We start from the raw sequence: 14190 nt of genomic DNA, 5'->3' as shown, positions 1-14190 counted from the left end.
CTCGGACCTCATGATCGCGGAGGAGAGGGGACGGCGCGGGCGGCGGCCGTCTCCAGCCCGCGGACGACGCTCTCCACCGGTCCCCGCCGGGCGACCCGCAGCCACAGCGGCGCGAGCACCAGCCCGGCCGCCACGTGCGCGACGAAGGTGAGCGGCTCCCCCCAGGCGTCCGGGAACCAGGTCAGCGCCAGCAGGTGCAGCGTGTACAGCGTCAGCGTCAGGCTGCCGGCCGCCGCCAGCGGACGGACCACGACCGCCGGGAGGACCCGGGCCAGCAGCAGGCACCCGGCGGTGACCGCGACGGCCACGCCGGTGGTGCGGAGCAGGTCCAGGGGCGTGCCGGAGTGCGGCGCGTCGATCGCCAGCCACCACAGCGAGCCCCGCGGGTCGGCCGGGCTCAGCCCCCAGGCCAGCGCGTCCTGGACGCCGTCGGTGCCCACCAGGCGGGACTCGGCGGCGGCCAGCCGGTCGGCCCCGCCGAAGCCGGTGACCAGCAGCCAGGAGGCGAGCGAGGCGAGCAGCGCGAGGGCGATCCCGCCGAGGAGCAGCTGGGCGCTCCGCTGCGTCGAGGAGAGGTCCAGGCGGCCCAGCGCCATGCCGGCGCACAGGTAGGCGGCCCAGGCGAGGGCCGGGTAGATCCCGGTGAGCGTGAGCTGGGCGAGCCACGCCCACGGCTCGGCGGCGAGGTCCGCGACGGTGGGGTTGACCAGCTGGGGGGTCGGCAGCACCGGGCGCAGCAGGTGCGTGAGGACGGGGACGCCGACTGCCAGCACGACGGCGAGCGCCGCCAGCGCCGGCGGCCCGAGGCGCAGCAGCGGGACGGCCAGCAGGAACAGCAGCCCGAAGGTCATCAGGACGACGACGGCGTGCTCCTCGTAGTCGACCACGTGGCCCAGGGCCAGCCCGAGGGCGACCAGGGCCACGGCCCGCACGGTGAGCGCCACCGCCGCGGCGGCCCACGCCCGCGCGCCGGCCGCGGGCCGGCGGCCGTGGGCGAGCCCGACGCCCACCCCGGCCAGCATCGCGAACAGCGCCGCACCCTCGGACCCCCGCACGTAGGCCGAGGTCGGCTCGCCGTCGTCGGTGCTGAACAGCAGGAGGTGCGCGCCGACGATCATGACCAGCGCGACGGCGCGGGCCACGTCGACCCCGGCCAGCCGGGGGCCGGCCGGCCGCGCGAGCAGCGGGTCCTCGACGCCCTCCGCCGACCGCGCGGCGGGGTGTCCTGGACCGGTTCGGCGGGTCCCCGCGCGGTCGTACACGGTTGCCCACGCTAACCACCGTCCCTGGGAGATCCCTGGCAACGGCGGGTCCCGCAGACGGCGGTGCCGGACCCCGTGCGGGGTCCGGCACCGTCGTTCGCGTCAGCCCCGGTGGGGCCGTTCCCTAGACGCCGACGCGCTGCCCGTCGTGGCGGAAGACCACGGCCACGCTCGGCCGCGGGAACGGGCGCACGGGCAGCCGGTCGGGCCAGGTGCTCGACGGGGTCTCCAGCGTCGACCCGTCGGTCTCCCCCGGGTGCTGCGCCGAGACGAACACCGACCGGCCGTCGGCCGGGATCATCGGGCCGCTGCACTCCGCACCGACGGGCACGGTGAGGAACGCCTTGAGGTGCCCGCGCTCCGGGCCGGCGGTCGGGACGGCGAACAGGCCGTCGTTGGTCCCACCGACGGTCCCGGCCTCCTGGTTGCGGGTGGACAGCGCGGTGCCGTCCGTGGAGATCCACAGGTTCCCGGCCGCGTCGAACTCCAGGTTGTCCGGGCAGGAGATGGCGCTGACCTGGCTCTTGTCGTACCCGGCGAAGTAGGTCTCCGGGCGCTCCGGGTCACCGGCGAGCAGGAAGATCCGCCAGGAGAACTCGGTCGCAGTGACCTCGCCCCGCTCCTCCCACTCGATGACGTGCCCGTTGTTGTTGCCCGGCTGCTCGCTGAAGGACGCCGCGACCGCCTCCACGGCCGCCTCGGTCTCGGTCGCGGCGACCGCCGGGCTGCCCTCGTCGAAGGCCCAGGACCGGGTCAGCGGGTTGGCCTCGTCGGCGCCGGGGCGGCCGTCGAGCCCGGTGCGCCGGGAGTTGTTGGTCAGCGCCACGTAGACCCGCCCGTTGACCGGGTTGGTCTGGATGTCCTCGGGCCGGTCCATCTTGGTCGGCACCTTCGACGGGTCCTCGACGATCTCGGCACCGGCGGCGTCGAGCACCGGGTCGCCGTCGGCGTCCAGCCGCTTGCCGAGCCGGTCGACCGCCTGACGGGTGAAGGTGAGCACCCAGGCGACGTCCTTGCCCGGGATCATCGACTCGCCGTCCAGGACCAGCGGGATCCACGTGCCGGTGCCGTCGAACTCGCCGTCGCTGGGCAGCCGGCCGCTGCCGTCGATCTCGGCGGGCGGGGAGTCGCCGGTGAAGCGGGCGACGTAGAGGTCCCCCTCCTCCAGCAGCGTCATGTTGTGGGCCTTGTGCCGCTCGCCCTCTCGATACCTGCGCTTGGAGACGAACTTGTAGACGTACTCGAAGCGCTCGTCGTCACCGGAGTAGGCGACCACCCGGCCGTCCTCGGCGATCCGGATGTCGGCGCCCTCGTGCTTGAAGCGGCCGAGGGAGCTGTGCTTCCTCGGCGTGGAGTGCGGGTCGAACGGGTCGACCTCGACCACCCAGCCGAACCGGTTGACCTCGTTGGGCTCCTGCACCAGGTCGAACCGCGGGTCGGCCGTCTGCCACTGCCGGGTCGGGACGTCCTCGGCGCTGATGCCGTAGCGCTCCAGGGCGGCCAGCTGGGCGTCCACGGTGATCGGCGCGGAACTGCCGAAGTACTGGTTGAAGTTCTCCTCGCCGTGCAGGGTGGTGCCCCACGGGGTGATGCCGCCGGCGCAGTTGTTCAGCGTGCCGAGCACGGTCCGGCCCGTGGGGTCGGCGCCGGTCTTCAGGTACTCCGAGCCGGCGGCCGGCCCCGTCACCTCCATGGGGGTCGTCGCGGTGATGCGGCGGTTGCGGCCGCGGTCCCGGGTGGGCCGCCACTGCCCGGTCTGCCCGACCCGGCGCACCTGCACCACCGAGATGCCGTGCGCCATCATCGCGACCCGCTTCTGCTCGTCGCTGATGTCGCCGGCGCCCTCCTCGTCGGCCACCCCGCCGAACATGAGCTGCTCGTCGGTGTACTCGTGGTTGACCACCAGCAGGGCGTTGCGGTCGTCCAGCGGCAGCCAGCCGATGAAGTCGCAGTTGTAGCCGAACTGCTTGGCCTGCGCCTCCGGCGTCTGGGCGTCGATGTCGAAGCGGGGAGCGCCCTCCTCGACCGGGTCGCCCCAGCGCATGACCACCGAGTAGGAGTAGCCGGAGGGCACGACCAGCTCGTCGAGGAAGTTCTGCTCGACCGGCTGGAACGTCAGCGGGGCGTCCGCGGCGGCAGACTCCGGCGTGGTGCCGCTGCGGCGGCCGTGGGCGGCCGCGGGCAGGGCCGGGCCGGCCGCGACGACGAGGGCACTGACCCCGGCGGCCTTGAGCACGTTGCGCCGGCTGACGGCGGACTGCACGACGGACGCGAACGTGGGGTTGTCGGTCCGGTTGGGCACCGGCTTGTCGCAGGCGTTGCCGCACTTGTAGAAGCACGTGGTGTGGCTGGTCGTGCCGTGGCGCACCGGGCTGGCGGTGAGCAGCGGCAGCAGGCGACGCCGGGGCGGGCGGATGTCCGTCATCAGGGTCCTCAGAACGGGTGACAGGGCCTCCGGCACGCTAGGCAGGCGCCCGTCGTGATCAGGTGGACGAGAGGTGAAACTACTGTGACCTGTCTGCCCGGTGTGATCCAGGTCATGCCCCGGCGACGGGGAGCACGAGCAGCCGCAGGAGGCGGTCGGCCTCGGCGTCCGGGTCGTCGGTCAGCCCGGTGTGCACCGGCCCGGCCTGCACGACGGTGCTGCGCGGCGCGGTGAGCCAGCGGAACCGGGAGCCCAGCGCCTCGCGGCCGGCCGCACCGGAGGCCGGGTCGGCGGCGCAGACGTCGGCGGCGGCCTGCAGGGCCCGGCGGACGGCGTCGGCGTCGGCGGTGGGGTCCAGGGCGCGCAGCCGGCCGGTGTCCAGGTGCACCCGCGACCCGAGGTAGTCCCGCTGCCGGCAGTAGACGAGGACGCCGGCGTTGAACGACTCACCGCGGTCGACCCGCGGCACCACGCGCAGGACGGCGTACTCGAAGGTGTCCCGGCTCACCGCTCCGCCCTCTGCAGCGGTTCGTCCCTCACCGCTGGGACACCCCCTCCGGCGGCGGCGGGCCCAGCCACGCCGGCCGGTTCTCCCCGCGCGGGGCGCGCCGGCGGGACCCGCCCGCGGCCGCGGCGGCCACCAGCGGCGGCAGCCACGCGTCGCGGGCGGCCAGCCGCGCCAGCAGCTGGTCGGCGTAGCGGGCGCGCACGGCGTCCGGCGCGTCGTCCGGCGAGGGGCCGGCGAGCCAGTCGTCGGGCACCTGGCGCAGCACCTCCTCCAGCAGCGGGCGGGTGACGCGGGGCGCGAGCGCGGCGTCGGCGGCCCGGACGTCGGGGGCGCAGTCGACCAGCGCGTGCTGGGCGGCGTCGTAGGGGCGGGCCACCGCGGCGGCGGCCCCGGACCAGGAGTGGTGGAAGGTCAGCGTGGCGCCGTGGTCGATCAGCTGCAGCCGGCCGTGCCAGAACAGCATGTTGGGGTTGCGCCACGACCGGTCGACGTTGCCCACGAGCGCGTCGAACCACAGCACCCGGCCGGCCAGCTCGGGGTCGACGCCGTCCGCCCCGGCCTCGAAGTCCAGCGCCCCGGGCAGGTAGTCCAGACCCAGGTTGACCCCGGCGGAGCGCTGCAGCAGCTCCTGCACCTCGACGTCGGGCTCCCCCACCGCCAGCTCCGGGGCGACGTCGACGGTGACCAGCGCCGGCACCGGCAGGGACAGCGCCCGGGCCAGCTCGCCGCAGACCACCTCGGCCACGAGCACCTGCACGCCCTGCCCGGCCGCCCGCCACTTCACGACGTAGGTGCCCAGGTCGTCGGCCTCCATGAGCCCGGGCAGCGAGCCGCCCTCGCGCAGCGGGGTGACGTAGCGGGTGGCGGTGACGGCGGGCAGCACAGTGGCCGCGACCCTACCGGCGGGCACACTCGCGCCGTGGGCCTCTTCCGTGCGACCGACCCCGCCGACCTCACCACCGTCCCGCTCACCTACCCCGAGGTGGGCGGCACCCGGCAGGCCGTGCTGCCGGCCGGCTACGGGCGCCTGGAGCGCTCGGTGGTCGTCGGGTCGGGCCGGGCGGCCTTCGAGCGCGCGGCCGCGGCGGTGTTCGGCTGGCGGATGCAGCGCTCGCTCGGCCTGCGGGTGCGGGCCACCGGCCCGGCCGGCGAGCCCGGCACCGTCGTGGTCCTCACCGCCGGGCTGCCGCGGCTGGGCTACGACATCCCCTGCCGGGTGGTGTGGGCGCAGACCGACGGCGACGAGCGCGGCTTCGGCTACGGCACGCTGCCCGGCCACCCGGAGAGCGGCGAGGAGGGGTTCACCGTGCGGCTGGACCCCGGCGGCGACGTCGTCTTCACGCTGCGGGTCTTCTCCCGCATGGCCACGCCCGCGGCCCGGCTCGGTGGGCCGCTGAGCCGGCTGCTGCAGCGCGCGGCGACCGCCCGGTACCTCGCCACGGTGCGCCGCGCCGCGCGGGACCGCTGAGTCCCGGCCCGCGCGGGGGTCGGAGCGGCATGGGACTGGCAGAGGACGTCGAGGCGGTGGTGCGCGGCCACGTGGCCGCCGGGGCGGTGCCGGGTGCCGCCTGGCACGTGACCCGCGGCGACGAGGTGGCGCGCGGCGCGGCGGGCACGCACACGCCGGGCGGGGACGATGCGGTGCGGCCGGACACCGTCTTCCGGATCGCGTCGGTCACCAAGCCGGTGGTCGCGGCCGCCGCGCTCACGCTGGTCGAGGACGGCACGCTCGGCCTCGACGACCCGGTGGACGACCACCTGCCCGAGCTGGCCGGCCGGCGGGTGCTCGTCGACCCCGCCGACGCCACGGCCGGGACGGTGCCGGCCCGCCGGCCGGTCACCGTGCGCGACGTGCTGACCTGCCGGCTGGGCCTGGGCCTGGACTTCACCGCGCCGTGGCCGACGCCGACGGTCGCCGCGCTGGCCGCCGCCGGCCTGCCCGCGGGCCCGCCGGCGCCGCAGGCCGCACCGCCGCCGGACGAGTGGCTGCGCCTGGTGGCCTCGGTCCCGCTGGCGTACCAGCCGGGCGAGCGCTGGCTGTACCACACGGGGGCCAGCGTGCTCGGCGTCCTCGTCGCCCGGGCGGCCGGCCGCCCGCTGCCCGAGGTGCTCGCCGAGCGGGTGCTGGACCCGCTGGGCATGGCCGACACCGGCTTCGGCGTGCCGCCGCACGCCCGCGCCCGGCTGGGCCCGCACTGGACCCCGCCCGGCGCGGACGGCGACCGCCGGGTGTACGACCCCGCCGACGGCCAGTGGGCCCGCCCGCCGGCCTTCCCCGACGGCGGCGACGGGCTGGTGTCCACTGTCGACGACCTCGCCGCCCTCGCGCGGGCGCTGCGCGGCGGGGGCACCCCGGTGCTGTCGCCGGCGACGGTCCGGGAGATGACCACCGAGCAGGCCGGCCCGGTGGACGACGAGGGCGGCGGCTGGGGGCTGGGCCTCGGCGTCCGCCGCACCGACGAGCCGGGCGGCCGGCACGCCGGCTCCTTCGGCTGGGACGGCGGCCTGGGCGGCACCTGGTGGACCGACCCGGTCACCGGCACCACCGCGGTGCTGCTCACCAACCAGATGTGGGCCTCACCGCAGCCGCCCGCGCTGTTCGCCGACCTCCGGGCCGCCGCCTTCGGCCCGCGCTGAGCCGGCCGGCCCGACGCCGGTGCGGCGCAGGACGTCGTCCAGCGTCTCGGCGAACAGCGCGCCGGCGTCCGGGACGATCGGCCGCAGCTGGCCGGACACCTCCATGGCCACAGAACCGGTGCACCCGCACCAGGCCGTCGGTGGCTGGCCTCCGCGGCGGCGTGGGTGCCGCTGGTCGTGCCCGAGCCCTACGTGCCGGCGCTGGCCGGGGAGGCCGTCGCGGCGGTGGCCTTGGCGGTCCACACGGTGTGGTTCGTGGCGCTGGCCGCGCTCGGCGCCGTCGTCGCGCTGCGGCCGGTCGCCCCGCGCTGAGCGTCCGGCGCCTGGTCAGGACCCGGCGCCCGCGGCGTCCCGCTCCCGCTCGATGAGGTCCTTGCTGCGCACCAGCCGCAGCAAGGTGATGGTCCCCAGCCCGCCGACCAGGTTGAGCAGCGCGGTGTACCAGAAGAAGGCCAGCCAGTCGCCGTAGCCGTAGGGCGCACCGGCGTGCAGCGCGCCGAAGAGGATCAACGAGTCGAGCACGGAGTGGAACAGCACCAGGCCGGCGAGCACGAAGGCCCCGGCGACCGAGGCCGCCAGCTTGCCGGCCTCGGAGTCGGCGCCGTGCTGCATGCGGGTCATCAGCGTGATGACGATGCCGGCCAGCAGCGCCAGGCACACCGCGCGCAGGTCCAGCGGGGCCTCCACGAAGTCCCGGCCGGACTCCACCGCGGTCGCGCCGAGCTCCGGCAGGGCGTGCACGACCAGCCACATGACCGCCCACCCGCCGACGAGGTTGGCCACGAGGGTGCCGGCCCACAGCTTGGCCAGCTGGGCCGGGCCCGCCCGCCCGGCGGCGACCGCGGTCACCGGGACCAGGAAGCCCTCGGTGAACAACTCGCTGCGGGCGAGCATGAGGGCGATGAAGCCGACGCTGAAGGCCAGCCCGGCCAGCAGGTGGCTGCCGGTCTCGGCGTAGACGGCCAGCAGCGCGACCACCCCGGTGGCCACCTCCACGCCCCCGGCCAGGCCGGTGGTGAGCACCTCCCGCCAGGAGCGGTGCAGCCGCTGGGCGCCCTCGTCGACGATGGCGTCGAACGCCTCGACGACCTGGTCCTCCTCGGGGGCGTCGGTGTGCCCGAGCTCCTCCCTCGTCCGGTCGGCCACGAGCCGCTCCTCTCCGGGCGCCCGCCGGCACGGGGTCCCGGCCCGTCGGGCCCGGCGGGCCTACCCCCCGGGCGGACCGGCACACGTCGCCCGGCCCGGGGAGGATCGGGCGGGTGAGCACAGGACCGCTGGTGACCCTGCACGTGTGGGGCGTGCCCGGGCGGTCGGTGCCCGGCGCGCTGGTGCGCATGGCCACCGACCGGCGCCCGCTGCGCCGGTCCCCCGGGCTGCGGTTCGCCAAGCTGCTGGGCACCGGCAGCGGGCGGACCTTCACCGTGCGCGACGCCGACCCCCGCCGCTGGGCGCTGCTGGCGGTCTGGGACGACGAGCGGGCAGCCGACGCCTTCGCGCACGGGGCCGTCGTCCGCCGGTGGGAGCGGGCCGCCGAGGAACGGTGGAGCGCGCGGATGCGCCCGCTGGTGGCCCGCGGCCGGTGGTCGCGGCAGGAGCCGTTCGGGCAGCCCCGGCCGCAGCGCTGGGACGGGCCGGTCGCCGCGGTCACCCGCGCCCGGCTGGCCACCCGCAAGGCGGTGACCTTCTGGCGCGCCGTCCCGCCCGTCTCGGCCGACCTGCACGAGAGCCCCGGGCTGCGGCTGGCCATCGGCATCGGCGAGGCCCCGCTCGGCCTGCAGGGCACCTTCAGCGTCTGGGACTCCGCGGCGGCGCTGAACTTTTTCGCCTACGACCGCGCCCCGCACGCCGCCGTCGTCACCCGGACCGCCCGGGAGGGCTGGTACGCCGAGGAGCTGTTCGCCCGCCTGGCGCTGCTGTCCGCCGAGGGGACCGTGGCCGGCCGCGACCCGCTCGGCTGACCGGGCCTGGACACCGGACGGGGCCGGCCGCCAGGCTCGCCGCCGTGGACACCGGGGAGGCGCCCGCGCGGCGGATCCGGGACCTGCGCGGCCTCGGCCCGGCCAGCGAGCGGGCCCTCGCCCGGGTCGGCGTCCGGACGCCCGAGCAGCTCGACGCGCTCGGCGCCGCGGCCGCCTACCGGCTGCTGGTGGACGCCGGCACCCCGGGGGTGACCCGGACGTTCCTGTGGGCCCTCGCCGGCGCCCTGCTCGACCTGGACCGGCGGGAGCTGCCACCCGGCGAGGAGGCGGCCCTGGAACGCGATGCCGGCCTGGCGCCGTCGACCCGCGCGGGTCAGCTGGGGCCGAACCGCTCGACCCGCACGTCGGCCGCGGGGAAGCCGAGGTCGACGAGCAGCCTGCTGGCCGACTCCGCGAAGCCCGACGACCCGCAGACGTAGGCGGTCTGGCCCGGCTCCCACAGCGGCACCAGGTCGGCGGCGGTCAGCCGGCCGGGCGGGCGGATGCCGTGCGCCTCCCGCGTGGCCACCACCAGCGCCCCGGCGGCGAGCAGCTCGTCGGCGTAGGGCAGCCCGGCGAGGGTGCGGGTGGAGGCCGCGATCCGCAGCAGGTCGGTGCGGCCGAGCTCGCGGGCGGTGCGCAGCATGGCCACCAGCGGGACGACGCCCGTGCCGCCGCCGACCAGCAGCGCCGGGTCCGCGCCGTCCCACACGAACCAGCCGCCGATCGGGCCGCGCACCTCCAGGATGTCGCCGGGCTCGACGACGTCGGCGAGGAAGGTGGACACCTCGCCGTCGTCCAGGCGTTCGACGAACAGCTCGACCAGCGGGTCGCCCGGCGCGGAGGCCACCGAGTACGACCGCTGGGCGGTGTAGCCGTCCTCGGCGGTCAGCCGCACGACGTAGTGCTGCCCGGGCAGGTGCTGCACCCGGTCGTGGACGTCCAGCCGCAGCTCCACCGCCTGCGGCACCGGCCGCCGCACCCCGGCGACGGTCGCGGTGCCCCACCCGGTCATGGCCCCGTCCAGAGGCTCACCCCGAGCGTGCGAGGGGCCCGGTGGCCTCGGCGCAGGGTCCCGCCGTGAGCTCGCGAGCGGTGGGGGGCGGGGTCCTCCTGGGGGTCCTCAATCACCCTGGTAGCGCTGCTCGCGCCAGGGGTCGCCCCGGTCGTGGTAGCCGTTCTGCTCCCAGAAGCCGGGCTGGTCGCGCTGCAGCAGGGTCAGCCGGGTGACCCACTTGGCGCTCTTCCAGAAGTAGAGGTGCGGGACGAGCAGCCGCACCGGGCCGCCGTGCTCGATCGGCAGCGGGCCGCCGTCGTACTCCCAGACCACCCACGCCTTCCCGCCGGTGACGTCCTCGAGCGGCAGGTTGGTGGTGTAGCCGGTCTTCGACGTGGCCATGACGAAGTGTGCCTCGGCCGTCGGGCGGGCCGCCTCCAGCAGGGTGTCGACGCTGACCCCGGCGAACCAGGTGTCGAACTTCGACCACGTGGTGACGCAGTGGATGTCGCCGCGGTACTCCGAGCGGGGCAGCCGGTGCGCCTCGTCCCACGTCCACGTCGTCGGGCTCTCCACCCGGCCGTCGACGGTGATGCTCCAGGTCTCCGGGGCGATCCGCGGCGTCGGCTCGGCGGTGAGCACCGGCCAGTCGCGGCCGGCGTCGTACTGCCCCGGGGGCAGCCGCGGGTCCCGCCGGCGGCGGCCGAGGAAGCCTCGTGTGGGTCCAGCCATGGCCTGCTCCTCCCCTGCGGGGACACCGGGCAACCACCCCGCGGGGGCCGGAGGTTACCGCGTCCGGGTTAGGAGGACCTTACGAGAGCAGATTCACCAGGTGTCGGCGTGGCCGACACCACGTCATCGGCCTACCTTTGCCCTCGTGGTGACGGTGACGCAACCGGGACAGCGCAGGACCCCCAAGGCCGCGAAGACCAACTCCGTGGCCAAGAAGGCCGTGGTGGCGGTCACCGGCATCATCATGGTCCTGTACCTGATCGCGCACATGATCGGGAACCTGAAGGTCTTCGCGGGCCGGGAGTCCTTCAACGGGTACTCGGAGTGGATCCGGACGATCGGTGAGCCCGTCGTCCCGGCGCAGACCACGCTGACGATCATCCGCATCGCGCTGCTGACCGTGGTCATCGCCCATGGCTGGGCGGTCGTGTCGCTGTGGCGGCAGGCCAAGCGGGCGCGGCCGCAGGGCTACGTCACCAAGAAGGCCGTGGCGCAGAGCTACGCCTCGCGGACCATGCGCTGGGGCGGCGTGATAGTCGGCCTGTTCATCGTCTACCACATCCTCGACCTCACGATGGGCGTGGTGAACCCCGAGGGCCCCAGCACGACGCCGTACGACCGCCTGATCGCCGGGTTCTCCAACCCGTTCATCACCGCGGTGTACGTGGTCGCGCTGGTCCTGCTCGGCATGCACCTCCGGCACGGCATCTGGAGTGCCACCCAGACGCTCGGGCAGAGCAACAAGCGCCGGGAGAAGACGGTCAACCTCTTCGCCCTGGTGTTCTCCGTGGTGCTGATCGGCGGCTACCTGGTCGTCCCGTTCAGCGTCCTCTTCGGCCTCGTCGGCTAAAGGAGCTCATCGCCATGCCTCTCGACCTGTTCGCCGTCGGTGACCCGATTGCCGACACCAAGGCGCCGACGGACGTGCCGATCGCGGAGCGCTGGAGCACCCGGCGCTTCCGGGCGCGGCTGGTCAACCCGGCCAACCGCCGCAAGCGGACGGTCATCGTCGTCGGCACCGGCCTGGCCGGTGGCTCCGCGGCGGCGACGCTGGGCGAGGCCGGCTACCGGGTGAAGTCCTTCTGGTTCCACGACAGCCCGCGGCGGGCGCACAGCGTCGCCGCGCAGGGTGGCATCAACGCCGCGAAGAACTACCGCAACGACGGCGACAGCGTGCACCGGCTGTTCTACGACACGGTCAAGGGCGGCGACTTCCGCTCCCGCGAGGACAACGTGCACCGCCTGGCCGAGGTCAGCGTCAGCATCATCGACCAGTGCGTCGCCCAGGGCGTGCCGTTCGCCCGCGAGTACGGCGGCCTGCTGGACAACCGCTCCTTCGGCGGCGCGCAGGTGTCGCGCACCTTCTACGCCCGCGGCCAGACCGGCCAGCAGCTGCTCTACGGCGCCTACCAGGCCCTCGAGCGGCAGATGGCGGTCGGCACCGTGGAGCAGCACGCCCGCACCGAGATGCTCGACCTCATCGTGGTCGACGGCCGGGCCCGCGGTATCGTGGCGCGCGACCTCATCACCGGCGAGGTGAGCACCCACTTCGCCGACGCCGTCGTGCTGGCCACCGGCGGGTACAGCAACGTCTTCTACCTGTCCACGAACGCCAAGGGCTCGAACACCACGGCGATCTGGCGGGCGCACAAGCGGGGCGCGTACTTCGCCAACCCCTGCTACACCCAGATCCACCCGACCTGCATCCCGGTCAAGGGCGACTACCAGTCCAAGCTCACGCTGATGAGCGAGTCGCTGCGCAACGACGGCCGCGTGTGGGTGCCCAAGGAGCGCGGCGACACCCGCGACCCGCGGGAGATCCCCGAGGACGAGCGGGACTACTACCTCGAGCGCATCTACCCCTCGTTCGGCAACCTGGTGCCCCGCGACATCGCCTCGCGCCAGGCCAAGAACGTCTGCGACGAGGGCCGCGGCGTGGGCCCCGGCGGGCTGGGCGTCTACCTGGACTTCGCCGACGCCATCGGCCGGCTGGGCCGGCCGGCGATCGAGGCCAAGTACGGGAACCTCTTCGACATGTACGCCCAGATCACCGGCGAGGACCCGTACGAGACGCCGATGCGGATCTACCCGGCGGTGCACTACACGATGGGCGGGCTGTGGGTCGACTACGACCTGCAGTCGACGATCCCCGGCCTGTTCGTGATCGGCGAGGCCAACTTCTCCGACCACGGCGCCAACCGGCTGGGCGCCAGCGCGCTCATGCAGGGCCTGGCCGACGGCTACTTCGTGCTGCCCAACACGATCGGCGACTACCTCGCCGACGGCCCGTTCGGCCCCCTCGACGACACCCACCCGCAGGTGGCGGAGGCGCTCGGCGGCGTGCAGGCGCAGGTGCAGAAGCTGCTGTCCGTCAACGGCACCCGCACCCCCGCCTCCTTCCACCGCGAGCTCGGCCGGCTGATGTGGGACCTGTGCGGGATGGAGCGGTCCGAGGAGGGCCTGCGCAAGGCGCTCGACCGCATCCCCGAGATCCGGCACGAGTTCTGGACCAACGTCAAGGTGTCCGGCGAGTGGGACACCATCAACCCGACGCTGGAGCACGCCGGTCGGGTCGCCGACTTCCTGGAGCTCGCCGAGCTCATGTGCGTCGACGCCCTGCACCGCAACGAGAGCTGCGGCGGGCACTTCCGGGCGGAGAGCCAGACCCCCGAGGGCGAGGCGCTGCGCGACGACGGGGAGTACGCCTACGTCGCCGCCTGGGAGTACACCCCGGAGGGCGCCCCGCCGGTGCTGCACCGCGAAGCCCTCGAGTACGAGTACGTCCACCTCGCCCAGCGGAGCTACAAGTGACAGCCACCCAGGAGCACCCCACCTTCGCCTCCGGCACGGCGGGCGACGACCCCGCCATGGCCAAGCACGGGATGACCCTCACCCTGCGGGTGTGGCGGCAGAAGGGGCCGCAGCACAAGGGCAAGATGGTCACCTACCAGGTCGAGGACATCTCCCCGGACATGTCCTTCCTGGAGATGCTCGACGTCCTGAACGAGAAGCTGATCCTCGCCGGCGACGACCCGGTCGTCTTCGACCACGACTGCCGCGAGGGCATCTGCGGCAGCTGCGGCCTGATGATCAACGGGATCGCGCACGGTCCGGAGCAGACGACCACGTGCCAGCTGCACATGCGCAAGTTCAAGGACGGCGACACGATCGACATCGAGCCGTGGCGCGCGACCGCGTTCCCGGTGATCAAGGACCTGTCGGTCAACCGGCAGGCGCTGGACCGGATCATCCAGGCCGGCGGCTACATCAGCGCGCCGACCGGCACCGCGCCCGAGGCGCACTCGATCCTGGTGTCCAAGAAGGACTCCGACGCGGCCTTCGACGCGGCCACCTGCATCGGCTGCGGCGCCTGCGTGGCGGCCTGCCCGAACGCCTCGTCGATGCTGTTCACCTCCGCCAAGGTGACCCACCTGAACCTGCTGCCGCAGGGTCAGCCCGAGCGCGACGACCGGGTGGTCAACATGATCGCCCAGCAGGACCGCGAGGGCTTCGGCGGGTGCACCAACATCGGCGAGTGCTCCGCGGCCTGCCCCAAGGGCATCTCGATGGAGACCATCTCCCGGCTCAACCACGACCTGCTCGGCGCCCTGCGCGCCGGGGCCCGCCCGAAGAGCTAGGCGCGCCCGCACCGGAGCGGTGGACGCCGGAGG

16 protein-coding genes are annotated in these 14190 nt (G+C 74.8%); 8 read left to right on the top strand and 8 right to left on the bottom strand.

The annotated features are described in order from the left end of the window. Positions 1-8: 8 nt before the first annotated feature. The 4 genes from CHB98_RS07000 to CHB98_RS06985 form a co-directional block, all read right to left on the bottom strand. A complete protein-coding gene (locus CHB98_RS07000) occupies positions 9-1262 on the bottom strand; it encodes a heparan-alpha-glucosaminide N-acetyltransferase domain-containing protein (RefSeq protein WP_089304909.1) in 1254 nt (417 codons plus the stop codon). A 124-nt stretch (positions 1263-1386) separates the two neighbouring features. Beyond that, the gene (locus CHB98_RS06995) at positions 1387-3687 is read right to left on the bottom strand and encodes a PhoX family protein (RefSeq protein WP_089304908.1); all 2301 of its coding nucleotides are present in this window, start codon (positions 3685-3687) and stop codon (positions 1387-1389) included. 112 nt (positions 3688-3799) lie between these two features. Beyond that, positions 3800-4195: a DUF3037 domain-containing protein gene (locus CHB98_RS06990; RefSeq protein ID WP_089304907.1), complete on the bottom strand. Its 396-nt coding sequence runs from the start codon at positions 4193-4195 to the stop codon at positions 3800-3802. Positions 4196-4223: 28 nt separating this feature from the next. Beyond that, positions 4224-5078, bottom strand: coding sequence for a HipA family kinase (locus CHB98_RS06985; RefSeq protein WP_089304906.1), 855 nt, complete (start codon positions 5076-5078; stop codon positions 4224-4226). 36 nt (positions 5079-5114) lie between these two features. Here CHB98_RS06985 and CHB98_RS06980 point away from each other — a divergent pair, with 36 nt between their 5' ends. Together CHB98_RS06980 and CHB98_RS06975 are read left to right on the top strand one after the other, a co-directional pair. Then, on the top strand, positions 5115-5663 hold the full coding sequence (locus CHB98_RS06980) for a DUF1990 domain-containing protein (RefSeq protein WP_089304905.1): 549 nt from the start codon (positions 5115-5117) through the stop codon (positions 5661-5663). A gap of 29 nt (positions 5664-5692) precedes the next feature. Beyond that, the gene (locus CHB98_RS06975; RefSeq protein WP_089304904.1) at positions 5693-6832 is read left to right on the top strand and encodes a serine hydrolase domain-containing protein; all 1140 of its coding nucleotides are present in this window, start codon (positions 5693-5695) and stop codon (positions 6830-6832) included. On the opposite strand, the gene CHB98_RS21465 is transcribed toward CHB98_RS06975, so the two are convergent. Beyond that, on the bottom strand, positions 6773-6937 hold the full coding sequence (locus CHB98_RS21465) for a hypothetical protein (RefSeq protein ID WP_179224277.1): 165 nt from the start codon (positions 6935-6937) through the stop codon (positions 6773-6775). The two genes, CHB98_RS06975 and CHB98_RS21465, sit on opposite strands and share 60 nt — an antisense overlap. Positions 6938-6997: 60 nt before the next feature. Here CHB98_RS21465 and CHB98_RS21460 point away from each other — a divergent pair, with 60 nt between their 5' ends. After that, a complete protein-coding gene (locus tag CHB98_RS21460; protein ID WP_179224275.1) occupies positions 6998-7144 on the top strand; it encodes a hypothetical protein in 147 nt (48 codons plus the stop codon). A 15-nt stretch (positions 7145-7159) separates the two neighbouring features. Here the strand turns inward: CHB98_RS21460 and CHB98_RS06970 are convergent, their stop codons facing one another. Continuing rightward, on the bottom strand, positions 7160-7978 hold the full coding sequence (locus tag CHB98_RS06970) for a formate/nitrite transporter family protein (RefSeq protein WP_089304903.1): 819 nt from the start codon (positions 7976-7978) through the stop codon (positions 7160-7162). A 113-nt stretch (positions 7979-8091) separates the two neighbouring features. Here CHB98_RS06970 and CHB98_RS06965 point away from each other — a divergent pair, with 113 nt between their 5' ends. Together CHB98_RS06965 and CHB98_RS06960 are read left to right on the top strand one after the other, a co-directional pair. Continuing rightward, positions 8092-8790: a monooxygenase gene (locus tag CHB98_RS06965; protein WP_089304902.1), complete on the top strand. Its 699-nt coding sequence runs from the start codon at positions 8092-8094 to the stop codon at positions 8788-8790. Positions 8791-8834: 44 nt separating this feature from the next. Next, entirely contained in the window at positions 8835-9230 is a 396-nt protein-coding gene (locus CHB98_RS06960; RefSeq protein WP_179224273.1) for a TfoX/Sxy family DNA transformation protein, read from the top strand. Here the strand turns inward: CHB98_RS06960 and CHB98_RS06955 are convergent. Further along, positions 9125-9805: an FAD-binding oxidoreductase gene (locus tag CHB98_RS06955; RefSeq protein ID WP_089304901.1), complete on the bottom strand. Its 681-nt coding sequence runs from the start codon at positions 9803-9805 to the stop codon at positions 9125-9127. The genes CHB98_RS06960 and CHB98_RS06955 overlap by 106 nt on opposite strands. 108 nt (positions 9806-9913) lie before the next feature. Beyond that, on the bottom strand, positions 9914-10519 hold the full coding sequence (locus CHB98_RS06950; protein WP_089304900.1) for a sulfite oxidase-like oxidoreductase: 606 nt from the start codon (positions 10517-10519) through the stop codon (positions 9914-9916). Positions 10520-10664: 145 nt separating this feature from the next. Between CHB98_RS06950 and CHB98_RS06945 the strand changes: the two genes are divergently transcribed. The 3 genes from CHB98_RS06945 to CHB98_RS06935 are packed head-to-tail and all read left to right on the top strand — an operon-like array spanning position 10665 to position 14157. Beyond that, a complete protein-coding gene (locus CHB98_RS06945; protein WP_245820978.1) occupies positions 10665-11369 on the top strand; it encodes a succinate dehydrogenase cytochrome b subunit in 705 nt (234 codons plus the stop codon). Positions 11370-11383: 14 nt separating this feature from the next. Then, positions 11384-13330, top strand: a complete 1947-nt coding sequence (locus CHB98_RS06940) for a fumarate reductase/succinate dehydrogenase flavoprotein subunit (RefSeq protein WP_089304899.1) — start codon at positions 11384-11386, stop codon at positions 13328-13330. Continuing rightward, positions 13327-14157 (top strand): succinate dehydrogenase/fumarate reductase iron-sulfur subunit, encoded by an 831-nt coding sequence (locus CHB98_RS06935; protein ID WP_245820977.1) that lies wholly within the window; start codon positions 13327-13329, stop codon positions 14155-14157. The genes CHB98_RS06940 and CHB98_RS06935 overlap by 4 nt, the downstream gene beginning before the upstream one ends. Positions 14158-14190 lie beyond the last annotated feature (33 nt).

The sequence above is a fragment of the Geodermatophilus pulveris genome, assembly GCF_900188375.1.
GTDB classification, from domain to species: Bacteria; Actinomycetota; Actinomycetes; order Mycobacteriales; family Geodermatophilaceae; genus Geodermatophilus; species Geodermatophilus pulveris.
Note: the sequence above shows the minus strand (reverse complement) of the source record. Positions and strands in the feature narration are given on the sequence as shown.